Annotated in this window: 27 protein-coding genes, 1 rRNA gene and 1 pseudogene; 20 read left to right on the top strand and 9 right to left on the bottom strand. The window is 42.0% G+C overall.

The window, feature by feature from the left end:
• Nucleotides 1–62: 62 nt before the first annotated feature.
• Genes BG00_RS03160 through BG00_RS03145 form a run of 4 tightly spaced genes read right to left on the bottom strand, consistent with a single transcriptional unit; the run spans nucleotide 63 to nucleotide 3,926 of the window.
• Entirely contained in the window at nucleotides 63–1,301 is a 1,239-nt protein-coding gene (locus BG00_RS03160) for an ABC transporter permease (protein WP_036980475.1), read from the bottom strand.
• Entirely contained in the window at nucleotides 1,294–2,001 is a 708-nt protein-coding gene (locus BG00_RS03155; protein ID WP_008467268.1) for an ABC transporter ATP-binding protein, read from the bottom strand. The genes BG00_RS03160 and BG00_RS03155 overlap by 8 nt, the downstream gene beginning before the upstream one ends.
• Nucleotides 2,001–3,167: an efflux RND transporter periplasmic adaptor subunit gene (locus BG00_RS03150; RefSeq protein ID WP_036980473.1), complete on the bottom strand. Its 1,167-nt coding sequence runs from the start codon at nucleotides 3,165–3,167 to the stop codon at nucleotides 2,001–2,003. Before BG00_RS03150 ends, BG00_RS03155 begins: the two co-directional genes overlap by 1 nt.
• 48 nt (nucleotides 3,168–3,215) lie before the next feature.
• Nucleotides 3,216–3,926, bottom strand: coding sequence for a YIP1 family protein (locus tag BG00_RS03145; protein ID WP_036980470.1), 711 nt, complete (start codon nucleotides 3,924–3,926; stop codon nucleotides 3,216–3,218).
• A gap of 165 nt (nucleotides 3,927–4,091) precedes the next feature.
• Between BG00_RS03145 and BG00_RS03140 the strand changes: the two are divergent.
• Nucleotides 4,092–4,985 (top strand): annotated as a pseudogene (locus BG00_RS03140) (aldo/keto reductase).
• Between the two features lie 52 nt (nucleotides 4,986–5,037).
• Here the strand turns inward: BG00_RS03140 and BG00_RS03135 are convergent.
• The 5 genes from BG00_RS03135 to BG00_RS03110 all read right to left on the bottom strand — a co-directional run bounded on the left by BG00_RS03135 (nucleotide 5,038) and on the right by BG00_RS03110 (nucleotide 9,427).
• Nucleotides 5,038–6,105 carry a hypothetical protein gene (locus BG00_RS03135; protein ID WP_036980468.1) on the bottom strand — a complete coding sequence of 356 codons (1,068 nt, stop codon included), beginning with the start codon at nucleotides 6,103–6,105 and terminating at the stop codon, nucleotides 5,038–5,040.
• A gap of 333 nt (nucleotides 6,106–6,438) precedes the next feature.
• Nucleotides 6,439–7,116 (bottom strand): TorF family putative porin, encoded by a 678-nt coding sequence (locus BG00_RS03130; protein ID WP_036980467.1) that lies wholly within the window; start codon nucleotides 7,114–7,116, stop codon nucleotides 6,439–6,441.
• 373 nt (nucleotides 7,117–7,489) lie between these two features.
• Nucleotides 7,490–8,653 carry a hypothetical protein gene (locus BG00_RS03120; protein ID WP_036980462.1) on the bottom strand — a complete coding sequence of 388 codons (1,164 nt, stop codon included), beginning with the start codon at nucleotides 8,651–8,653 and terminating at the stop codon, nucleotides 7,490–7,492.
• Nucleotides 8,654–8,798: 145 nt separating this feature from the next.
• Entirely contained in the window at nucleotides 8,799–8,999 is a 201-nt protein-coding gene (locus BG00_RS03115; protein WP_036980460.1) for a helix-turn-helix transcriptional regulator, read from the bottom strand.
• Between the two features lie 8 nt (nucleotides 9,000–9,007).
• Complete coding sequence (locus tag BG00_RS03110) at nucleotides 9,008–9,427, bottom strand: hypothetical protein (RefSeq protein ID WP_036980458.1); 420 nt, start codon at nucleotides 9,425–9,427, stop codon at nucleotides 9,008–9,010.
• A 182-nt stretch (nucleotides 9,428–9,609) separates the two neighbouring features.
• Here BG00_RS03110 and BG00_RS03105 point away from each other — a divergent pair, with 182 nt between their 5' ends.
• The 19 genes from BG00_RS03105 to BG00_RS03020 all read left to right on the top strand — a co-directional run bounded on the left by BG00_RS03105 (nucleotide 9,610) and on the right by BG00_RS03020 (nucleotide 22,880).
• Nucleotides 9,610–11,580, top strand: a complete 1,971-nt coding sequence (locus BG00_RS03105) for an AsmA family protein (protein WP_036980456.1) — start codon at nucleotides 9,610–9,612, stop codon at nucleotides 11,578–11,580.
• A 276-nt stretch (nucleotides 11,581–11,856) separates the two neighbouring features.
• Entirely contained in the window at nucleotides 11,857–12,225 is a 369-nt protein-coding gene (gene rplN, locus BG00_RS03100) for a 50S ribosomal protein L14 (RefSeq protein WP_008115397.1), read from the top strand.
• A gap of 10 nt (nucleotides 12,226–12,235) precedes the next feature.
• The gene (gene rplX, locus BG00_RS03095) at nucleotides 12,236–12,550 is read left to right on the top strand and encodes a 50S ribosomal protein L24 (protein ID WP_004589210.1); all 315 of its coding nucleotides are present in this window, start codon (nucleotides 12,236–12,238) and stop codon (nucleotides 12,548–12,550) included.
• A gap of 16 nt (nucleotides 12,551–12,566) precedes the next feature.
• Nucleotides 12,567–13,106: a 50S ribosomal protein L5 gene (gene rplE / locus BG00_RS03090; protein ID WP_010392500.1), complete on the top strand. Its 540-nt coding sequence runs from the start codon at nucleotides 12,567–12,569 to the stop codon at nucleotides 13,104–13,106.
• A 10-nt stretch (nucleotides 13,107–13,116) separates the two neighbouring features.
• A complete protein-coding gene (gene rpsN, locus BG00_RS03085) occupies nucleotides 13,117–13,422 on the top strand; it encodes a 30S ribosomal protein S14 (protein WP_006794245.1) in 306 nt (101 codons plus the stop codon).
• Nucleotides 13,423–13,443: 21 nt separating this feature from the next.
• Nucleotides 13,444–13,836, top strand: a complete 393-nt coding sequence (gene rpsH / locus BG00_RS03080) for a 30S ribosomal protein S8 (protein WP_016899320.1) — start codon at nucleotides 13,444–13,446, stop codon at nucleotides 13,834–13,836.
• Nucleotides 13,837–13,849: 13 nt separating this feature from the next.
• Complete coding sequence (gene rplF, locus BG00_RS03075; RefSeq protein ID WP_006794247.1) at nucleotides 13,850–14,383, top strand: 50S ribosomal protein L6; 534 nt, start codon at nucleotides 13,850–13,852, stop codon at nucleotides 14,381–14,383.
• Nucleotides 14,384–14,392: 9 nt separating this feature from the next.
• On the top strand, nucleotides 14,393–14,743 hold the full coding sequence (gene rplR / locus BG00_RS03070) for a 50S ribosomal protein L18 (protein ID WP_036980454.1): 351 nt from the start codon (nucleotides 14,393–14,395) through the stop codon (nucleotides 14,741–14,743).
• Between the two features lie 9 nt (nucleotides 14,744–14,752).
• On the top strand, nucleotides 14,753–15,259 hold the full coding sequence (rpsE, locus tag BG00_RS03065; RefSeq protein WP_008115387.1) for a 30S ribosomal protein S5: 507 nt from the start codon (nucleotides 14,753–14,755) through the stop codon (nucleotides 15,257–15,259).
• A gap of 3 nt (nucleotides 15,260–15,262) precedes the next feature.
• Nucleotides 15,263–15,445 (top strand): 50S ribosomal protein L30, encoded by a 183-nt coding sequence (rpmD, locus tag BG00_RS03060; RefSeq protein ID WP_008115384.1) that lies wholly within the window; start codon nucleotides 15,263–15,265, stop codon nucleotides 15,443–15,445.
• 4 nt (nucleotides 15,446–15,449) lie between these two features.
• Entirely contained in the window at nucleotides 15,450–15,884 is a 435-nt protein-coding gene (rplO, locus tag BG00_RS03055) for a 50S ribosomal protein L15 (protein ID WP_013466073.1), read from the top strand.
• A gap of 10 nt (nucleotides 15,885–15,894) precedes the next feature.
• Entirely contained in the window at nucleotides 15,895–17,223 is a 1,329-nt protein-coding gene (gene secY, locus BG00_RS03050) for a preprotein translocase subunit SecY (RefSeq protein ID WP_008115380.1), read from the top strand.
• Nucleotides 17,224–17,245: 22 nt separating this feature from the next.
• Complete coding sequence (rpmJ, locus tag BG00_RS17265; protein ID WP_002959476.1) at nucleotides 17,246–17,359, top strand: 50S ribosomal protein L36; 114 nt, start codon at nucleotides 17,246–17,248, stop codon at nucleotides 17,357–17,359.
• Between the two features lie 125 nt (nucleotides 17,360–17,484).
• Nucleotides 17,485–17,841, top strand: coding sequence for a 30S ribosomal protein S13 (gene rpsM / locus BG00_RS03045; protein WP_008115377.1), 357 nt, complete (start codon nucleotides 17,485–17,487; stop codon nucleotides 17,839–17,841).
• Between the two features lie 12 nt (nucleotides 17,842–17,853).
• Nucleotides 17,854–18,240, top strand: a complete 387-nt coding sequence (rpsK, locus tag BG00_RS03040) for a 30S ribosomal protein S11 (protein ID WP_002959471.1) — start codon at nucleotides 17,854–17,856, stop codon at nucleotides 18,238–18,240.
• Between the two features lie 21 nt (nucleotides 18,241–18,261).
• Nucleotides 18,262–18,882, top strand: coding sequence for a 30S ribosomal protein S4 (gene rpsD / locus BG00_RS03035; RefSeq protein WP_002959461.1), 621 nt, complete (start codon nucleotides 18,262–18,264; stop codon nucleotides 18,880–18,882).
• Nucleotides 18,883–18,906: 24 nt separating this feature from the next.
• A complete protein-coding gene (locus tag BG00_RS03030; protein ID WP_008115371.1) occupies nucleotides 18,907–19,893 on the top strand; it encodes a DNA-directed RNA polymerase subunit alpha in 987 nt (328 codons plus the stop codon).
• A 39-nt stretch (nucleotides 19,894–19,932) separates the two neighbouring features.
• The gene (gene rplQ, locus BG00_RS03025) at nucleotides 19,933–20,334 is read left to right on the top strand and encodes a 50S ribosomal protein L17 (RefSeq protein ID WP_013466072.1); all 402 of its coding nucleotides are present in this window, start codon (nucleotides 19,933–19,935) and stop codon (nucleotides 20,332–20,334) included.
• A 1,012-nt stretch (nucleotides 20,335–21,346) separates the two neighbouring features.
• Nucleotides 21,347–22,880, top strand: a 16S ribosomal RNA gene (locus tag BG00_RS03020).
• Nucleotides 22,881–23,186 lie beyond the last annotated feature (306 nt).

Raw genomic sequence — 23,186 nt, 5'->3', positions numbered from 1 at the left:
AACAGTAAAAGTCAGCTATTTTAGGATACTATTTTAAGCAAACAGGTCGCTATTTTGAGTGGTTATTCATAACGTAAGGCATCAATGGGATTAAGCCTAGCTGCTTTTATTGCGGGAGCTAAACCAAATACAATACCGATTAAAGAGGTAAAACCAAACGACAGCATAATAGCCCAGCCTGGTATATAAGCGTCGGGCATGCTTGGTACAGAGAGCGAAATGAGCTCGGCAGCACCATAGCCAATGACCAAGCCAATTAAGCCTCCAAATAATGACAGCACCACAGCTTCAACTAAAAACTGCAACATAATAAACCCTGGTGTTGCACCGAGTGCTTTTAGTGTGCCGATAACACGGGTACGCTCAGTTACTGATACCAACATAATATTCATTACGCCAATACCGCCAACAACAAGACTGATACCAACAATCCCTGCGGTTATTGCGGTAGCGCTGCCCGTAAATTTGTCAACATTAGCACGTGCTTTTTCGGCGGTTTCAAACTCAAAGTCGTTTTCTTGCTCATCTTTTAACTTATGCAATTGCCGTAAAATGCGGGTGATTTTGGCAAGTACTAGTTCTTCCTCACTGCCTTCCTTGAGTCTAAACATAATTTGTACATTACTTGTGCTGCTCGCACCCTCTAATGCGCTCATGGTGCTGATTGGAATGTTAATATAATCGTCTTGATCGAACCCCAATAAACTACCTTGTTTTTCAGCCACGCCAATAATTCTAAACCACTCGCCGCCAAGTTTAATATATTCGCCTACAGGGTTTTTTGGCAGGTTTAGCTTTTCAATAATGGATGGACCAATAAAAGCGACTCGACGGCGCTTTTCATCATCCTCTGCGCGAATAAAGCGCCCAAGTTCTGGGAAGGTTCTATACGCTTTTTGGTAATCTTGCTCTGTACCCATTACTCGTGATGAGTGGCTTTTATTTCCATATTCAGCGTCACCAGAAAAACGCCAAGTAAACATCAGTGCAGTGAGTGTTTCAGCCTCTTTTACTCGGGCTTTTAAGACTAAAAAATCGTTGTAAGTGAGTTTAGCATTTTTGCCCACCATTTCTTGTTCAATGCTGGTAAAGGGTTTAATTGTGGTTACATCAGGTGCCATATCTGCGAGTTGATCGTTAATTTGCTTAGTAAAGCCTTGCATAACGGCTACCACTGTAATAACCGCGGCAACCCCAATTATAATCCCTAAACAAGTGAGTGCGCTTCGCATGGCATTGGCTTTAATGGCCATTAGTGCTGCTTTTGTACCTTCCATAATTGCAATAGCAGATTTAAACATGCTGTTTGTCTCCTTCACCTTTACGCACATCGCTCACTACCTTGCCATCAACTAAGCGAATAACTCGCTGGCAATGATCTGCAATTTCTTGTTCGTGAGTTACCAAAATAATGGTGTGGCCTTCATTATGTAGCTCATCAAATAGCGCCATAATTTCAGTGGTAGTTTTGCTGTCTAGATTCCCGGTTGGTTCGTCACCGAGTAAAATATGCGGTTTAGTCACTAGCGCTCGTGCAATGGCAACACGCTGGCGTTGCCCACCAGACAACTGGCTTGATAGATGATCCACTTTATCACCGAGTCCTACACGTTTGAGTGCATCGAGGGCTTTTTGTTTACGTTGTTTTGCGGGTATAAACCTATAAACCAAAGGCTGCATCACATTTTCAAGTGCCGACGCACGCGGAAGTAAGTTAAAGCTCTGAAAAATAAAGCCAACACTTTCGTTACGCTGATGAGCGAGCTCGGTTTCTGTCATACTTTTTACAAGTTTATCTTTTAAAAAGTAATCCCCAGTAGTTGGAGTATCTAAGCAACCCAATAAGTTCATTAAAGTTGACTTACCTGAACCTGAAGGACCGATTATAGCGACATACTCGTTTTCATTAATGACCACGTTTACATCATCTAGGGCCTTAAATATTTGCTCACCCATTTTGTATTGCTTGTTAATATGCTCAAGCTTGATTACCGCCGACATTATTGCGCATCCTTGGCAGTTGTTTGCTTAACTTTTACCGTATCATTTTCTTTTAGTTTACTGATAGGACGTGCAGGGCCAATAACAATTCGCTCCCCTTTATTTAAACCTTGGGTAATTGCTTGCTCTATATCTGAAGAAATACCCACTTTTACATAGGCTTTGCTTACAGTGTTATCGTCGTTTAAACGCCATACAAACGTTTTGTCATCTTCTTTTTGTACGGCTTCGATAGGGAGCTTTAAGCCATTCACAGCAAGGCTTGTTGCGATTTCTGCACGGCAGCTCATACCTGCATATAGTTGCCTATCGGTATTATCAAGTAACACTTTCACTCGAAATGATAAACCTTGTGAACCTGCTTGGTTTTTTGCTGAGGTTCCAATGTTAATGACCTTGCCAGTGAAGGGTTGATTGGGGTACGCAGCAGCATAAATATCTGCATGCTGGTCCAATTTAATGCCAGCAATATCAGTTTCATCAACTCTGAGCTCAGCTAAAATAGCGCTTGGGTCGGCAACCAGCATTAAATCTGAGCCAATAATATTAGTGGTGCCGGCAATAACGGTTTCGCCTTCTTTAATATTTACTGAGGCGAGCAAACCACTCATTGGAGCACGAAATACACTTTTGCTAAGTCTATCTTCAGCGATTGAAAGAGAGGCTTTGGCTTGATTATAAGACTCTACTCTGGCTTCAATATCTATTTTGGCAAGGTCGCGTGCATTTTGTAAGTTCTCGTATACTTCTTGCCCTGCTAGGCCTACGTCATAAAGCTCTTTTTGACGTTTAAGCTGACGTTCAATATTCAAAAGGCGTGTTTTACTATGTTTTATTTCTATTTCGCTAGCTCGCAATACCGCTTTATTACGTGTTACTTCTGACTCAAAAGCAGTGGTATCTAAGCGCATTAAAATGTCGCCTTGTTTTACACTTTGCCCTTCTTCAACAAACACCTTGTCGACTCGTCCGGTTACCTCTGAACGTAACTGCACTTGAGTATTAAAGACTAAATTGCCAGAGGCCATAATGGAGTCTGCAATACTACCTTGCTCAACCTGTGCAACATTTACCTCTGGTGCTTTTTCATCGCCAGTAATTTGCTTTGATACAACAAGAGCAATAAAAGCTGCAATTGCAAGGGTAATGATAATCGCTTTTTTCATTTTTATTTCCGTATTTATGAGTAGGCAGAAAAGTTTGCCTACATTCCTTTAAGCAACAATAATAATTGTCCAGATGCTGTAAATGATAATGGTCGGTAGCGCAGCAAAAAGAAGTGCTTTATTAAAGCTGAAATTAGTCCAACATTTTAACCCAATAGCAACCAAAGCTATGCTCCAAAGACTAAAAATACTTAAACTCTCCATCATATTATAGAAGCTATCTCCAAGCTCTAATCCCAGAAATAACTGATTTATAGACGCGTAATTGAATAAACTAATAGGTAATTCATTGTTACTGGCTGTAAGAACTAGCGCAACAACACCTAAACTTGAAATAACCATGGGCATCATGCTCCAAACACCAAAACCATACCACGCACCATAGCTATAATTAGCATCAGGGTCTTGCTTAGATATCAACATGTAATACCCAGATAGGAGTGCATTTATAAAAAGAAGGCCGAAAATACCCCCGCCAATTGCAAACCACACTTGGTTATCGAGGCTTTGCTCCATACTTTGACGGATCATTTTTTTCTCGCCGATTGTGGCATCCACACTCGCTGCAGCAACCTGCTGGTCTAAAATAAATTGTGAGTCTGCAGTGGTATAAAATGTATAAGCAGAGGCTGCAAGGGTTAGAGCGAGAAGTACAAAAGCAAGCCAAGACCAGCCTTTAGCTTCTTTTAGCCCATTAAAAGCCTTGCTTGGGCTGATAAAAATGTCGATACAAGCAGATAGCGCGTTAGATGACTTCATGATTATTCCTTTTTAGCCGTTGTATTAGTACAAATAATATCACTATTAATACCTTATTAAGTCGGTAGAATAAAGCATAACCCTTGCATAAATGCGGTTAAAATGTAACGGTTTATTAACGTTCGCTTAATTGTTGAGATATTAATTAATAAAATGAAGGTAGAGATGGACAACTTAGAACGAAAAATAGATGAGTTAGTACTTGGTTTTTGGCGACTACTTGATTGGCAAGTTTCTCCGCAGCAATGTTTAACGTTCCTTGAGTAGGCAATTGAAGCTGGCATTAAGCATACTGATCATGCTGATATCTACGGCGAATATGGCTGTGAGCGTGAGTTTGGTAAAGCATTGGCACTAAAGCCAAGTATTCGTGATGAAATTAAAATTATTACTAAATGCGGTATTAAACCAGCCTTTGCAAGCTTAGGCTTTGTGGGTAAGGCTAATCATTATGACTCAACTGCACTGCATATCATCACTTCAGCTCAGCAATCCCTTAAGCACTTTAATACCGACCGTCTAGATGTATTACTTATTCATCGCCCTGATTACTTAATGGCTGCCGATGAAGTCGCGCAGGCATTTAATACCTTAAAGCAAAACGGCGATGTACTGGAGTTTGGTGTATCTAATTTTACTCCTTCACAGTTGAGTTTATTGCAGTCACGCTTGGACTTCGAATTGGTCACAAATCAAATAGAGTTTTCACCTTATGAAATGAAAGCCCTTGATGATGGCACGTTGGATCAATGTCAGTTACTCGATATTAAACCTATGTGTTGGTCACCGCTGGCAGGCGGGCGCTTGTTCGCAGAAAACGATGAAAAAGCCATTCGTCTACGCCACGTGCTTGAACAAGTTGGCAGCGAGATTGGTGCAAGTTCAATAGATCAAGTCGTATATGCCTGGCTGTTAATGCACCCAAGTACACCATCGGTAGTACTTGGTACGGGCAATATCAAACGTATTGAGTCTGCGGTTGCAGCTAAGCGGTTAAAATTAAACCGTGAGCAATGGTATCGTATTTGGCAGGGCTCTACAGGGCATAGTGTGCCGTAAAGTGAAAGGTTATTTTATAGCGCGATTCGACATCGCGCGATAAATATTAAAGTTAGCAGTTACTAATGGCGATAAAGGTAGTTTCTTTTTGATAAATATTTACAACGCGCTCGTTACCGTGTTTGTCTACAATTATAACAGTGCGTACATGCTTTACATTTACGCCAGTCATTACGCCACGAGGGCGACATTGAGTTTGCAGATTGCCTCTTTGTGGATTGTTAATTAAAGACTCTAACTCATCAGGAGAGTGAGATCCCTTAATAACATTTTGAGATTCTAAGAATTGTGTCAGAGTATCCCCATTAGCAGCACTTGAAGCGTCTAAATCAGCAATGATTTTTGCAACCCCTTTAGTTACATCTACGTTGACAACTAAAAGACTGCCATCATCAAAGCTCATAACCACATCGTAATTGAGTACTTTATTTAAATTGTTAGTTTCAACATTACCTAAAACTAGTTTAATAAAGGCGCTTGCTTTATCGAGTGCAGCAACGACTGAAATTGCGTTAGCATTATTTTGTACTTCAAGGCGAATCTCGTCGTTTAATATACCCCGGCAATCATCATCACCATTAACATAGTTCATCGCGGTTTTACAGGCATTGAGAGACGATTTTACCGTTGACTGCTCACTCCCCGAATACATGACTCCGCCTTTTTGAGTAAACGTCAATGCGTCCTGTACTTGCATATGGTAATGCTGTGCTTCATTTAAGTGTTTTACAAAGTCACGTTCGTGTTGTGTAGGGTTTACGCGTTGAACGTCGATGCGGCCTTGTTGAGTTATAAGGCCATTTGCGTTAATCACTTTGGGGTATATTGTGACCTGGAATCTATTGACTTCGTTATCATCAATATTATAAATAGCGTAAGGTTGATAGGATGGCTGCGGATTCACATCTCCAATACAAATAGCATCACCATTACTACAGCTGTCTTGTAAAGTAGGTATGTAGGTTTGCTGTTTTATAAAAGTAATTTGCTCGGCAGGACAGCTTGAAAATTGTGCCTTCCAGTAATTGCTACAAATAAGGCTATCACCTTGTGCTGAAACATATTTTGCTATTAGTAAAGTGGGTAGCAATAAAATTACGACTATCATTTTTTTCATCATATATAATTCCTTTTTTATTGATTCTTAAACAATATATCAGGGGGGGGACAAATGTAAATATATTGTTTAATTGTTGCTGAGTGATTATTCGTGCTTTATGGGAAGAGTTGCGAATGAGCAAATTGTTTCTACTTGGTTGTTAACACATCTAAGCTTATTGGGCACAGGCCATATCAAAGAATTGAGTCAGCGGTTGTCGCTAAGCAGTTCAAATTAAGTCGTCTAAGTGTAAGGTAAGTTTTGACATAAAATCTGAGCTTAGTCGATTGATGGCTGTAGGATCGAGAAAAGGGCCTTTCGGCCCTTAGTGTTGCAGCAAGTAACACATTCTTTTTATAAGCTAAAGTCGACAGCGTAGGCTACATAAGCTTTAACATCTGAGCCGTCCATGTCGTTATCAGATAGGCCAAAGGTAAAACCATCCTTAGAAACTGATACGCCATAATCAATGATATTGTCATCACCGATGAAATCGCCTGAGTAATGCCCTATGTGTAGCGCCATTTCAGTGCCATTGCTACCAACAGCGAAGCTGTAATCGGCGTTTAAATACAGTGAATCACCAAAATCAGTACCATCACCACTGGCAGCAGATGTTGCAAGTACGGCCGCACCAAATGTAAAACCTTGCACACTAATGCTACCGTAAACTTCTGAGAAGTCAGCATCGGCACCTGATGCCGAATCTGGGTAAGCGTAATAAATATAACCTACGTCATAACTTACGTTTTCATTAATAGCGCCGCCAAAACCGGCGTATAAATCTAGTTCGTAGGTCATTTCATCGGCCCAAGACGCATTTGACGCCCACGTACCCGCATAAAATCCAGATTCATTAGCGTAATCAATACCGCCAGATACAGCTGCATCGCCCCCAGTTTGCTCTTGTCCGCGCCATAGGTAGTTAGAAGTAGCGGCTGCATTGGCTGTTACTTCGGCAAATGCAGTAGTTGATGTCATTCCTGTTAATGCCAATGCACTGATGAGTATTGTTTTTTGTAGTTTTAGCATGTTTCATTTCCCATTGTATGATTTTGCACGCCAAGGTTTTTTATTATAAACGACTACAACCTTTTGAACGGCGGCGTATTATTACGTTACTGCAGGGGGGAATTGCACTGTATGTGCCAGCTTCCATTTATTCAATAAAAAATAAATTTTATATTATAAAACAAGGTGTTGAAATTATGCGCAAAGACGCTTTGTGAAAAGTATGTAAGGAAAGAACACACTGCTGGTGCAAAAAAAAGCCTGGCTGCACCATTAGAGCGCTACCAGGCTATCTATATTAGGATCTATTGGCCTTTGAAAATTTAACCTTGAAAGGTCTACAGACCCTAACGTTAAGCTAGTTTATTAAAGCTAATTGCGTTTGATATACGTTTTATCCAAAAATGGTACGCATAAGTGTAATTGTTTCGTTTACACCACGGCCTTTTTGTACTTCGCTAATAATAGAATCACGCTTAGCACGAATATGCTCTGGGATGTCATCAGCAGCAAGTGCGCGGTCCACTAATATTTCAGCCGATTCTTTGCCGCGGCGTGGCGCTTTACTGCTGCTAGAAGTGCTACGTGTAGGTTTATTAAGTAGCTTAATGTAGTTAGAGTTATCTGCAGTATTAGTATCTGCATAATAAAAAAAGCAAGGTATAAGCGCTTTAATGTCCACCAACTGTGTTTCTAGTTCATTACCAGCATTGGCCATTTTAAACCATGACATAGCGTGAATGCTTTGTACTACATCTTGCCAGTAACGCTCAAAGTCACGGTTATTTAATTTGGTGATACCAAGTGCGGAGCAAAGTGCATCTAAGCGACTGTTACTAATTGGAGTAAACACATCAGGGCGACGCATTGCTAATAAACGGGTTGCAGGCGCTAGTGTTGGTTTCTCATCACTGCCATTAAATGCACTCAAGTAAGCAATTACAAATTGTTGGTAATTACTTTGCGCTACATCACCCTCAAGTGGGATATTGCTCAGGGCATCGTCAAATGCACCTGGCAAGTCAGCCAACATCTGGTGAAAGCCTTTAGCACTTTTTGTAGAGGCAAACCATTCTACATCAAAATTATAAGTACTCGGGTCGAGTGACGCCATGTGCTTACCGCTAAAAGCGAGTAAGTCTTCAGGGATCATGTCTTTTAATGGTTGTTCACGTAGGCCTGAGATATAAGCAGTTAAACGTAATTGCTCATCAAGTGCCACCAGTTCTTTATGTTGTTCTACAAACATACTCACTACCGGCCAAGGTGCTACCCGTAATGTTTTTAGCTGTAAAAAGCTAATTGCTGAGGTTAGCTGGTCGTGCAGCTTTTTTAAAACTGGCAGTTGTTGTGGCTCTAGTAAGTCGTAATTTATGCGGTCTTTACTTGCACTTAGTAGCTCATAACACCAGCCTAAAAAATCCTCTGGGTGGTTTTCTACTTTCACGGCCATTAGGTTTAGGCTTAGTTCTGAAGCTTGCTTCAAGATGTTTTGGTAAATTTGACTTTCTTGTTCGCCTAGCGCCATTTTTGACGGTGAAATTAGCAGTTTTTTCATGCCTTGTAGAGTCTCCGAGTAGATACATTTTTTAGCTGCTTTATTTTAGCGCAAATACGCCAATAGCAACAGGGCCGTGCATAATACCTAACAATTCAAGGGATGCAATCATGATGCTTAATATAAGTACCATGATTGCCGAGGTTTAATCATGCTCTTGCAGCGTAAACAAGCTTTCAACAGAAGTATTAAAGTGCCTCGCTATTTTAAGCGCAATTATTACCGATGGCGTAAATCGGTTTGTTTCTACAGTGCTTATTGTTTTGCGTGATACATTAATAGCGTCAGCGAGCTCTTGCTGTGAAAGCCCTGCCTCTTTACGAAATTTTGCTATGTTATTTTGCACTTTGACTCCTAGTCACGACTTTGCCAAAAAGTAGAAATTCCGTACACTAAACACATAATAGCAAGGTAAAAAGTAGCCATCATGCTATGAGATATATGTAAAGTTAGGCCTTCAGAGAATAAATAAACCGTGCCCATACTAAATAACAATGCTAATACAACATGTTTATAAGCAATTGTATCTATAGTCTTTAAGTATTCATCTTTATAAGTAAGGTGGTATTTCATTCTCCATGTAAAGCCACCTCTAATTACAAACATAAGGAAAGAGCCAAGAAATGCGGTGCTTCCTAAAATCAGCAACGGCGCTGACGTGTTTCCGATAATGGGGTAGCCACTGATTATTAGTAACGTAATACCCATAAATATCGAAAACCATGCGTTGTGACTCATAAATTTTTCTTCAGTTTTAATATCTTGTTGTTTCATAAAGTCCATCCTGTGAAAGTGTTAATTTATATTTTGTAACCTAAGGGTATCAAAATGTTTCAGTTACAATTCATATACCCACGTTAGAATGTAGAAAAGTAGCTTTTTAGTTATTGGGCAATGCTTTTAGTGTTAACTCCCGCTATGATAAGAACATTATTTGCACGTTTGAAAGGATGATCATGAAGACCTTATTTAAAATTGTTGGTGTAATACTCTTACTTTGTATTGCGTTAATTGTTGCTGCACCATTTTTAATTCCTACCGATACCATTTTTAATAAAGTGTCTGAGCAGGTTGAAAAAACAACAGGGCGCACACTTACTATTAAAGGTGATAAAACGCTTAGTGTATTTCCTGCATTAAAGTTAGAGCTTAACGATGTGCACTTTGCAAACATGCAGACAGGCTCGCGCGACGACATGGCAAGTATGGAGCAATTAGCTGTGCATATACCCTGGCTATCGTTATTTGGCGGCGAATTCAAACTAGATAAGTTTGTTATTAACGAGCCCAATATTTTATTAGAAACTGATAAGAACGGTAAAGCTAACTGGCAGCTGTTTGATGCTGTAGCCGAACAGCCGCAAGTGCAAACTCAATCAGGTGAGGCTGTCAAACTACCAGAAAACTTTGATATAGAGTTAGGTGAAGTGGCTATTTACGGTGGTACGTTTACTTACCTAGATGGGCAAACAGGCGCTAAACAACAAATTAGTGACTTGGAATTGGCTATTTTACTTCCTTCACTACGTAAAACACTAGAGATCAAAGGCGGCATTACATATATGCAAGAGCGCTTTGAGCTAGATGTAAAACTTGATACGCCAGCAAAGGCTATTGAAGGGGCGATGTTTGAGGTTACTCAAAGCGTAGACTCTCGCTTGGTCGACCTTACTTTTAACGGCAGTATTGCGCAACAAGGAAAAGATATAAAAGGTGAGTTAGCGCTCAGTGGTGATTCTGTTAAAGAGCTAGCAACTTGGCAGGGAGTAGACTTAAACGCCAAAGAAAATGCATTTAATGCGTTTAGCGTAAACGGTAAAATGCACCTTATAGATGATACGTTTAACTTAGAAGAGCTGATTGCTACCCTAGATGAATTAGAGATTAAAGGAAAAAGTGAAGTAAACTTAGGCAATAAACTAGCGGTTAATGCTGATATAGACCTAGGTATGCTTGATTTGAATCCCTACTTACCGGAGTCAGTAGCAAAGCAGCAAGCGCCGCAAAGCGAAGAACCTAAAGCCGCACAGCCGATTGTTTGGGACGATACTAAAATTGATTTAAGCGCTTTAAATGCACTTAATGCTAACGTAGTTATTCGTTCAAGCGGTTTAAAAGCGAATGATATTAAGCTCGGTGCGAATCAATTTACAGTCGACTTAAACAACAGCGTTGCTAAATTAAGCTTAGATAGCTTTAAAGCCTATGAGGGCACCGGTAAAGGGGTCATTAATATAAATGCGCAGCAAACGCCGTATAAAATAAGCACAAATTTTGATTTAGCCGACATAGACGCACAACCGTTACTCACTGATGCGGCTGGCTTTGATAAACTTATGGGTAAAGGGTCATTGAATTGGAACTTAACCACGACCGGCCAAAGTCAAAAAACCTTTATTGATGCTTTAAACGGCAAGATTGGCTTTGAATTTGCTGATGGGGCAGTCAAGGGCGCAAACATCGCTGAAATGGTTCGTAAAGGCAAAGAGCTTATTTCCGGTAATCTTGGCGCTGTAAGCGAGGGCTTAGATACGGGCTTTGAAGAATCAGAGCAAACTGACTTTTCTGCGCTCACTGGTAGCTTTAATTTTACGAATGGCGTGGGACATAATAATGATCTATCTCTGGTGAGCCCACTTATTCGTATTACAGGTGAGGGCGATGTAGATTTACCCAAAACCAGTGTTGATTATCGGTTAGTAACAGGTATTGTTGATTCAATTGAAGGGCAAGGTACAACAGATGATAGCACGGGCTTTAAAATCCCACTGCGAATAAAAGGCCCATTCCATGACGTTGGCTTTAAGCTAGATGTAAGCAATGCACTTAAAGATAAAGCAAAACAAAAACTCGATGACGTCAAAGAAAAGGCAAAAGAGAAAGCCAAAGACAAAGTAAAAGATAAATTAAAAGGACTATTTGGCTAAAACCATTTACTCCAGAAAAAAGAAACAGGGCGCTAATTGCGCCTTGTTTGTTTTATAACCACTTGTAAAATAGCTACATAGCGGTTTTTACTCAGTTTTAATCTGCCCCTCTATTAAATTAATTAAAAAATAACCTACCACTCCCCCCTTAATGCTGATACAATTGCCCGCCCTTAAGAGACATCTAGTATGTTTTTTGAGTGGAATTCAATCGAAATGTCTTGATTTTAAACAAATTTAAGACAAGTTGTAATTACTACACCGGAGGTCATTAACATGATCCAAATGCAAACTCAGCTGGAAGTTGCTGATAACAGCGGCGCTCGCAAAGTGCAGTGTATAAAAGTCCTTGGTGGTTCACACCGTCGCTATGCAGCGATTGGCGATATCATTAAAGTTTCTGTAAAAGAAGCGATTCCTCGCGGTAAAGTGAAGAAAGGTGATGTTAAAAACGCGGTAGTTGTGCGTACCAAAAAAGGCGTTCGTCGTCCAGACGGTTCATTGATCCGTTTCGACAGCAATGCGGCTGTTATCTTAAATGATAACTTGCAGCCTATTGGTACTCGTATTTTCGGCCCTGTGACTCGCGAACTTCGTAATGAAAAGTTCATGAAAATCGTTTCACTAGCCCCAGAAGTACTGTAAGGAGTCTATCATGGCAGCAAAAATCCGTCGTGATGACGAAGTAATCGTACTAGCAGGTAAAGACAAAGGTAAGCGCGGCAAAGTGCTTTCAGTTGTAACCGAGTCTGGTCGAGTATTTGTCGAAGGCATTAACTTAATCAAGAAACACCAAAAGCCGGTTCCACAGTTGAACCAAGCTGGCGGTATTGTTGAGAAAGAAGCGTCTATCGACGTATCAAACGTTGCGATCTACAACTCGGAAACGAGCAAAGCAGATCGTGTAGGTTTCAAGATTGAAGATGGTAAGAAATTACGTATCTTTAAATCTACTGGTAAAACTATCTAATAGTTGGAGTAGAATGATGGCGAAACTGCATGAAGTATATAAAGACAAAGTAGTTGCTGAACTTCAAGAGAAGTTTGGTTTCAGCTCTGTCATGCAAGTCCCTCAGATCGAAAAGATCACATTAAACATGGGTGTGGGCGAAGCCTTAGCTGACAAGAAGATTTTAGATAACGCTGTTGCGGATCTAGAAGCTATCTCTGGTCAGAAACCTTTAATCACTAAAGCACGCAAATCTGTTGCTGGCTTCAAAGTGCGTGAAGGTTACCCAATTGGTTGTAAAGTAACCTTACGCGGCGAGCGTATGTGGGACTTTTTTGAGCGTTTGGTTTCAATCGCTATCCCACGTATCCGTGACTTCCGTGGTGTGAGTGCTAAGTCTTTTGATGGACGCGGTAACTACAGCATGGGCGTACGTGAACAAATCATCTTCCCAGAAATTGATTATGATAAAGTAGACCGTGTACGCGGTATGGATATCACAATCACTACATCTGCGAAATCAGATGAGGAAGGCCGTGCGTTGTTAGAAGCGTTTAACTTCCCATTCAAGAAATAAGGGTAGGGTTATGGCAAAGAATTCTATGAAAGCGCGCGAAGCAAAGCGCACTAAACTAGTTGCTCAGTACGCTGAAAAGCGTGCAGCACTAAAAGCTATCATCAGTGATGTTAATACATCTGAAGATGATCGTTGGGACGCGGTACTTAAGCTACAAGCTTTACCTCGTGATTCTAGCCCTGCACGTCAACGTAATCGTTGTAACATTACGGGCCGCCCACATGGTTTCCTTCGCAAATTCGGCATGAGCCGTATTAAAGTTCGCGAAGCAGCTATGCGCGGTGAAATTCCTGGCCTTAAAAAGGCTAGCTGGTAATAGAATCATGGGAGTAAGACTATGAGCTTGCAAGATCCTATCGCGGATTTATTTACACGAATCCGTAACGGTCAGTCAGCGAAGAAAGTATCTGTAACGATGCCTAATTCGAAACTGAAAGTAGCAGTAGCTAATGTATTAAAAAATGAAGGTTACATCGCAGACTTCTCAGTAAGTGGTGATGTAAAACCTGAGCTTTCTATCGAGTTAAAGTACTTCGAAGGCAAAGCTGTTATTGAAAATATCCAGCGTGTAAGTCGCCCTGGTCTACGTATCTATAAGAGACGTGACGAATTACCAAAGGTAATGGGTGGTTTAGGTATCGCTATCGTATCAACTTCTAAAGGCCTAATGACAGACCGCGCAGCACGTAGTGCAGGCGTTGGTGGTGAAATCATTGGTTTTGTAGCTTAATCGGAGGGGAACTATGTCTCGCATAGCAAAGGCACCAATAAACGTTCCTGCCGGTGTAGAAGTTACATTAAAAGGCCAGGAAATCACAGTTAAAGGCAAAAACGGTGAACTTACTCGTACTATCAACGATGCAGTTGAAGTACAAGTTAACGACAACGTTATTACAACTTTACCTCGTGAAGGCGTAGCCAATGCATGGGCACAAGCAGGTACTGCTCGCGCTCTAATCAACAACATGGTTGTTGGTACGCATGAAGGTTACGAGAAGAAACTTCAGTTAGTAGGTGTTGGTTACCGTGCTGCAGCTAAGGGCAAAGTTTTAGACTTAACTCTTGGTTTCTCGCACCCAGTTAATTTCGCAGTTCCTGAAGGAATTACGATTGAAACTCCAAGCCAAACAGAAGTTCTAGTTAAGGGCGTAGATAAGCAGTTAGTTGGTCAAACAGCTGCTAACATTCGTGCATACCGTAAACCTGAGCCTTATAAAGGTAAAGGTGTTCGTTATTCAGATGAGAATGTACGCCGTAAAGAGGCTAAGAAGAAGTAAGGTAAGACGATGGATAAAAAAACAGCTCGTCTACGTCGTGCTAAACGCACTCGTAGAAATTATATTGAACAAGGCACAACGCGTCTTGTTATCCACCGCACGCCACGTCACATTTACGCTCAAGTTGTAAACGCTGAGGGTAATGTACTGGCTGCTGCTTCTACTGTTGAAAAGGCTATTAGCGAAACAGTTAAAGGCACAGGCAACATTGCAGCTGCACAAGCAGTTGGTAAAGCGGTTGCTGAACGTGCGGCTGACAAAGGCATCGAAAAGCTTGCTTTTGATCGCAGTGGCTTTAAATATCACGGCCGTGTGAAGGCGCTAGCTGATGCTGCGCGTGAAGCCGGTTTGCAATTCTAGGAGTAGACAATGGCTAACGTAGAAGCAAAGCAACAACAGCCTGATTTAGCTGAAAAGCTAATCGCGGTGAACCGTGTGTCTAAAGTAGTTAAAGGTGGTCGTATCTTTAGCTTTACTGCACTAACTGTAGTTGGTGATGGCGCAGGTAAAGTAGGTTTCGGTTATGGTAAAGCACGTGAAGTTCCAGCTGCTATTCAAAAAGCAATGGAAAAAGCACGTCGTAACATGATCAACGTAGACCTAAATGGCAACACATTACAGCATCCTGTTAAAGGACGTCATGCTGGCTCACAAGTGTTTATGAAACCAGCATCAGAAGGTACTGGTATCATTGCAGGTGGTGCTATGCGTGCAGTACTTGAAGTGACTGGTGTGCAGAACGTACTTTCTAAATGTTACGGTTCTACTAACCCGATCAACGTTGTACGTGCAACGATCTCAGCTCTTGAGAACATGAATTCTCCTCAGTCGATCGCTGCAAAACGTGGTCTTCGAGTAGATGAGATTTTGGGGTAAACCATGGCTAATAAAACTGTAAAAGTAACACAAGTAAAAAGCTCTATCGGTCGTTTACCGAAGCATAAAGCTACATTACGCGGTCTTGGTTTACGTCGTATCAATCACACTGTTGAGTTAGAAGACACAGCATGTGTGCGTGGTATGATTAACCAGGTTTATTACATGGTTAAGGTAGAGGGGTAATTCGATGCATTTGAATACACTTTCACCTGCTGCAGGTTCAAAAACTGCTCCAAAACGTGTTGGTCGTGGTATAGGTTCTGGTCTTGGTAAGACTGGTGGCCGTGGTCACAAAGGTCAAAAATCACGTTCTGGCGGTAAAGTACGCGTTGGTTTCGAAGGCGGTCAAATGCCTATGCAACGTCGTCTACCTAAGTTCGGTTTCACTTCTCGCAAATCATTAGTATCTGCAGAAATTAACCTATACGAAATCGCTAAAGTTGAAGGCGATGTGGTAGACCTAAGCGCGTTACAAGCAGCTGGTCTAGTTAAAAAGAACGTTCAGTTCGTTAAAGTTGTTAAATCTGGCGAAGTTTCACGCGCTGTTACCGTTAAAGGCCTTAAGGCTACTAAAGGTGCACGCGAAGCTATCGAAGCTGCCGGAGGCAAGGTAGAAGACTAAGGAAGTACTAATGGCTAAACCAGGTCAAGATACACAAAGTGCACAAGGTGGACTTTCGGAATTGAAGCGCCGATTACTCTTCGTATTGGGTGCTATCATAATTTACCGTCTAGGTTCATTTGTGCCGATCCCTGGGATTGACGCCGCTGTACTTGCCGATTTCTTCGAGCAACAAAAGGGCACCATTGTTGAGATGTTCAACATGTTTAGCGGTGGTGCGCTTGAGCGAGCTTCAGTGTTAGCACTGGGTATCATGCCGTATATCTCGGCTTCGATTATTACGCAACTATTAACGCATATGTATCCGCCGTTTATAGAGCTTAAGAAAGAAGGTGAGCAAGGGCGTAAAAAGATAAGCCAGTACACACGCTACGGCACGCTTGTGCTTGCTACTATCCAATCAATCGGTATTGCTACAAGCTTACCGGGCATGATGAACGGGTTAGTTGTTAACCCAGGTATGGGATTCTACTTCACCGCTGTGGTGAGTTTAGTAACCGGCACTATGTTCCTTATGTGGTTGGGCGAACAGATAACAGAACGTGGTATCGGTAACGGTATCTCAGTTCTAATATTTGTTGGTATTGTAGCTAACCTGCCGTCTGCTATTGGTTCGACAGCCGAAATGGCGCGCCAAGGTGATTTGAATGTTTTTGTACTGTTGATGGTTGCGGTTATAGTATTCGCTGTTACTTATCTTGTTGTATTCTTTGAACGTGGTCAACGACGTATCGTTGTTAACTACGCCAAACGTCAACAAGGTCGTCAAGTATTTGCTGCTCAAAGCACGCATTTACCTCTGAAAGTAAATATGGCGGGTGTTATTCCACCAATCTTCGCTAGCAGTATAATTCTGTTCCCTGGTACAATTGCAAGCTGGTTCGGCCAGGGTGAAGGTCCGGTTGCTGATGTGCTACAAGCAATTGCTACAACGTTGACTCCAGGTCAGCCTTTGTATGCAATGGTTTTAGCTGCGGCTATCATCTTCTTCTGCTTTTTCTACACAGCGTTGGTTTTTAACCCGCGTGAAACAGCAGACAACCTGAAAAAATCTGGCGCATTTATCCCAGGTATTCGTCCAGGTGAGCAGACATCTAAATACATTGATAAAGTGATGACACGCCTGACATTGGCAGGTGCTTTGTATATAACCTTTATCTGTCTGGTGCCCGAATTCATGACTATGGCATGGCAAACGCCATTCTATTTCGGCGGTACATCAATTTTGATTATCGTTGTAGTAATCATGGACTTTATGGCACAAGTACAGACGCATCTGATGTCACATCAGTATGATTCTGTGCTGAAAAAAGCGAACCTTAAAGGCTACGGTCGATAAGGTCAGTTTACGGAGTTGAGCAATGAAAGTACGTGCTTCCGTTAAGAAAATATGCCGTAACTGTAAAGTTATTAAACGTGCTGGTGTAGTACGCGTAATTTGCAGTGAGCCTAAGCATAAGCAAAGGCAAGGCTAAGTAAACAGTCGTGCAGGCTGAGGTTTCTCGGCCTGTGTTTTTAGTTGTGATTTGGTCTTCGTTTGAGTATCCTTACGGGCTTTTCAAACAGATGATTACCAAATTCAAATATAGGAGATGTGTTAGTGGCCCGTATCGCTGGCATTAACGTCCCTGATCATAAACATGCAGTTATTGGTTTAACAGCTATTTATGGCATAGGTAAGACTCGCTCTAAGGCTATCTTAGAAGCGACTGGTATCGCCGAGACCACAAAAATCGGTGAACTTTCAGACGAAACACTTGACGTATTGCGTGAAGCAGTTGGCAAGTACACTGTAGAAGGTGACCTTCGTCGTGAAGTTACTTTGAATATCAAGCGCCTTATGGACCTTGGTTGTTTCCGTGGCCTACGTCACCGTCGCTCTTTACCACTTCGTGGTCAAAGAACAAAGACTAACGCGCGTACCCGTAAGGGTCCTCGTAAGCCTATTAAGCGATAAGGGGATAGTAAAATGGCTAAGACACCAATTCGTCGTAAAAAGGTTAAAAAGCAAGTTGCTGATGGTATGGCTCATGTTCATGCGTCTTTCAACAACACTATTGTAACGATTACCGACCGTCAAGGTAATGCACTATCATGGGCTACTGCCGGTGGTTCAGGTTTCCGTGGTTCACGTAAATCTACTCCATTTGCTGCTCAGGTTGCTGCAGAGCGTGCAGGTACTGCTGCTCAAGAATACGGTTTAAAAAATCTAGAAGTTTTCATCAAAGGTCCAGGTCCAGGTCGTGAATCTGCTGTACGTGCTTTGAATGCTGCTGGTTACCGTATCACCAACATTACTGACGTGACGCCAATACCACACAATGGTTGTCGTCCACCGAAGAAACGTCGCGTTTAACAATAGGTTAGGAGAAATAACATGGCAAGATATTTGGGCCCTAAGCTCAAGCTGAGTCGTCGTGAAGGTACTGACCTGTTCCTTAAGAGCGGCGTAAGAGCTATCGACTCTAAGTGTAAACTTGAGACTGCACCTGGTCAGCACGGCGCTCGTAAAGGACGCTTATCTGATTACGGTTTACAATTACGTGAAAAGCAGAAAGTACGTCGTATCTACGGTGTATTAGAAAAGCAATTCCGTAACTACTACAAAGAAGCTGCTCGCCTTAAAGGTAATACAGGTGAAAACTTGTTACAGCTTTTAGAGCAACGTTTAGACAATGTTGTATATCGCATGGGTTTTGCTAGCACACGCGCTGAAGCACGTCAGTTAGTAAGCCACAAAGCGATTCTAGTTAATGGTCGTGTTGTGAACATTCCTTCATACGTAATTACTCCAGAAGATACTGTTGTAATCCGTGAAAAGTCTAAGACACAAGCACGTATCATCGCTGCTCTAGAGTTGGCTGAGCAACGTGAAAAGCCGACTTGGGTTGAAGTTGACGGTAAGAAATTGGAAGGTAGCTTCAAGCGCCTACCTGAGCGTTCAGATCTGTCTGCGGACATTAATGAACAACTAATCGTCGAACTTTACTCTAAGTAAAGTTAAGAGTTAAGAGAGGATAAAATGCAGGGTTCTGTTACAGAATTTCTAAAACCAAGGTTAGTCGATATCGACGCTATAAACCCAACGCGTTCTAAAGTAGTTTTAGAACCACTCGAGCGTGGCTTTGGTCACACTTTGGGTAATGCCTTACGCCGTATACTGTTATCATCTATGCCTGGATGTGCAGTTACTGAAGTTGAAATCGACGGTGTATTGCATGAGTACAGCGCGAAAGAAGGCGTACAAGAAGACATCATTGAAATACTACTAAACCTTAAAGGTCTAGCGGTAACGTTAGAAGGCAAAGATGAAGTTTTTCTGACCCTGACTAAATCTGGTGTAGGCCCTGTGACTGCGGCAGATATTCAGCACGATGGCGATGTAACAATTGCTAACCCAGATCATGTTATTTGTAATTTAACTACAAATAACAGCGAGATCAGCATGCGTATTCGTGTTGAGCGTGGTCGTGGTTATGTGCCGGCATCTAGTCGTTTATCCTCTGATGACGATGAGCGTCCAATTGGTCGATTGCTGCTTGATGCATCATTCAGCCCAGTTGAACGTATTGCGTACTCGGTTGAATCAGCCCGTGTTGAGCAACGTACAGACTTAGACAAGTTAATCATTGATATGGAAACAAACGGTACTTTAGATCCTGAAGAAGCGATCCGCCGTGCGTCTACTATCTTAGCTGAGCAACTAGATGCATTCGTAGATTTACGCGATGTAACTGAGCCAGAAGAGAAAGAAGAGAAGCCAGAATTCGATCCTATTCTACTTCGTCCAGTTGATGATCTTGAACTAACAGTACGTTCAGCAAACTGTTTGAAAGCCGAGCAAATTCAATATATCGGTGATTTAGTTCAGCGCACTGAAGTTGAGCTTCTTAAAACGCCTAATTTAGGTAAGAAGTCTCTAACTGAAATAAAAGACGTGCTAGCTTCACGTGGTCTTTCTCTAGGTATGCGCCTAGAAAATTGGCCGCCTGCAAGCCTAGCTGAATAATCTAAATCACTATATTAGTTTAGTTAGAAGGATAGGGTCATGCGCCATCGTAAGAGTGGTCGTCAATTAAACCGTAACAGTAGCCATCGTAAAGCGATGTTCAGCAATATGGCAGGTTCTTTGGTGAAACATGAAATCATCAAAACTACTTTGCCTAAAGCGAAAGAGTTACGCCGTGTAATTGAACCTTTAATCACACTGGCTAAGACTGACAGCGTAGCAAATCGCCGTTTAGCATTTGCCCGCACGCGTGATAATGAAGTAGTTGGTAAATTGTTCAGCGAAATCGGTCCTCGTAATACAGACCGTCCAGGTGGTTACACTCGTATTCTTAAGTGTGGCTTCCGTGCTGGTGATAATGCACCAATGGCTTATATTGAACTAGTTGGTCGCCCAGCGGCGAGCGAAGAAGTTCAAGAAGACGCACAGTCTGCAGAGTAAGTCTTTAAAGAGACACCAAAAAGCCGAGCTTATGCTCGGCTTTTTAATACCTAAAATTTATCACACGGTAATAGGGTCGCGACAAGTCCTCCCCAATTTTTTATCAATAATAAACAACAGCCTCATATCAATAAAGGCAGTCTATTTGCTACTAATAGAAATATAGTTCGCTTATTTAAATACTTTCTTCATGTTACCCCTAACCTATATATGCTATTTATCTATAATTGGTAAAAATAAGCTAATTATATAACTTAAGGTTGTGATTAACGTCATAGGTTGAAACAGTAAATACATAAGTAAAGAAAGCCTTAACTATATATCTATGTTTTTTTGCCAAATGCCCTTAGTGTTCTACTAGCTAAAATAGTTATAGCAAGAAATCGGATGCTATTTACAAGCGATTTCAACATCAGCATCAACACGTTATCATTAAAAAATATCTTATAACCTCATTTGAAGCTAAATATGCTTGAGTTTAGTTGTCTTTTTAAGCGTTTAGTTGTAATTTTGTTCGAACAGTCATTTATTTCAAGTTTTCTTCAAAAAAGGGTTGATCTGTTTTCGGATCTCCCTATAATGCGACCCCACTGAGACGGGGAACGCCAACGCATAGCGAGGCACGAGCTACTCAGTCAGTCGAGTAAAACTTAGTTTCAAAAACTTTCAAGTTTAACAAAATTAAGTGTTGACAAAAAAATAGGAAAGCGTAATATGCGCAGCCCTAGCGAGATAAAGTTAAACGCTTTAATCGCAACGTTCTTTAACAATATAAAGCAATCATCTGTGTGGGCACTCGTACAGATTGAGTTCTAACAGCCAAGCTACTTCGTTCTTTATTGAGCAAGTAACGAGGCAAACAAATTTAGAGTCTCAATGTGATTTCTCGAAAGAGAAACTGAGTGACCAACAGAATAGTTACTTTGGTAATTATTCAGCACAGTCAATTCAATATCGAAAGATATTAAATAAATTCAGAATTCATTGAGCTGTCGAAAGACATAAAACTTTTTAATTGAAGAGTTTGATCATGGCTCAGATTGAACGCTGGCGGCAGGCCTAACACATGCAAGTCGAGCGGTAACATTTCTAGCTTGCTAGAAGATGACGAGCGGCGGACGGGTGAGTAATGCTTGGGAACATGCCTTGAGGTGGGGGACAACAGTTGGAAACGACTGCTAATACCGCATAATGTCTACGGACCAAAGGGGGCTTCGGCTCTCGCCTTTAGATTGGCCCAAGTGGGATTAGCTAGTTGGTGAGGTAATGGCTCACCAAGGCGACGATCCCTAGCTGGTTTGAGAGGATGATCAGCCACACTGGGACTGAGACACGGCCCAGACTCCTACGGGAGGCAGCAGTGGGGAATATTGCACAATGGGCGCAAGCCTGATGCAGCCATGCCGCGTGTGTGAAGAAGGCCTTCGGGTTGTAAAGCACTTTCAGTCAGGAGGAAAGGTTAGTAGTTAATACCTGCTAGCTGTGACGTTACTGACAGAAGAAGCACCGGCTAACTCCGTGCCAGCAGCCGCGGTAATACGGAGGGTGCGAGCGTTAATCGGAATTACTGGGCGTAAAGCGTACGCAGGCGGTTTGTTAAGCGAGATGTGAAAGCCCCGGGCTCAACCTGGGAACTGCATTTCGAACTGGCAAACTAGAGTGTGATAGAGGGTGGTAGAATTTCAGGTGTAGCGGTGAAATGCGTAGAGATCTGAAGGAATACCGATGGCGAAGGCAGCCACCTGGGTCAACACTGACGCTCATGTACGAAAGCGTGGGGAGCAAACAGGATTAGATACCCTGGTAGTCCACGCCGTAAACGATGTCTACTAGAAGCTCGGAACCTCGGTTCTGTTTTTCAAAGCTAACGCATTAAGTAGACCGCCTGGGGAGTACGGCCGCAAGGTTAAAACTCAAATGAATTGACGGGGGCCCGCACAAGCGGTGGAGCATGTGGTTTAATTCGATGCAACGCGAAGAACCTTACCTACACTTGACATACAGAGAACTTACCAGAGATGGTTTGGTGCCTTCGGGAACTCTGATACAGGTGCTGCATGGCTGTCGTCAGCTCGTGTTGTGAGATGTTGGGTTAAGTCCCGCAACGAGCGCAACCCCTATCCTTAGTTGCTAGCAGGTAATGCTGAGAACTCTAAGGAGACTGCCGGTGATAAACCGGAGGAAGGTGGGGACGACGTCAAGTCATCATGGCCCTTACGTGTAGGGCTACACACGTGCTACAATGGCGCATACAGAGTGCTGCGAACTCGCGAGGGTAAGCGAATCACTTAAAGTGCGTCGTAGTCCGGATTGGAGTCTGCAACTCGACTCCATGAAGTCGGAATCGCTAGTAATCGCGTATCAGAATGACGCGGTGAATACGTTCCCGGGCCTTGTACACACCGCCCGTCACACCATGGGAGTGGGTTGCTCCAGAAGTAGATAGTCTAACCCTCGGGAGGACGTTTACCACGGAGTGATTCATGACTGGGGTGAAGTCGTAACAAGGTAGCCCTAGGGGAACCTGGGGCTGGATCACCTCCTTATACGATTTAGAACTGATTTGTTCGGCATACATTGTTCCTGACAATGTTAATGCACTTCCTACATCCATGTAGGTCGTAGTGCTCACACAGATGATTGTTAGTTAGTTAAGCCACTGGCTTAGTTAATTAATATGCTCTTTAAAAATTTGGAAAAGCTGATAATAAAATTCGTATGAATAACATTGTTATTTGTACAGAGTTTTCAAAAGTAAAAAAGAATGATAGCAGTATCATTCAGTGCCAATTTAATCCTCGGATTAATTGGTATCTACTTTAGTATTCAATATTAACTTCTGGCGAAGTTAA

It is taken from the genome of Pseudoalteromonas sp. SCSIO_11900 (assembly GCF_000576475.1).
Classification (GTDB): Bacteria; Pseudomonadota; Gammaproteobacteria; order Enterobacterales; family Alteromonadaceae; genus Pseudoalteromonas; species Pseudoalteromonas tetraodonis.
This window is presented reverse-complemented; position numbering and strand designations above follow the sequence as displayed.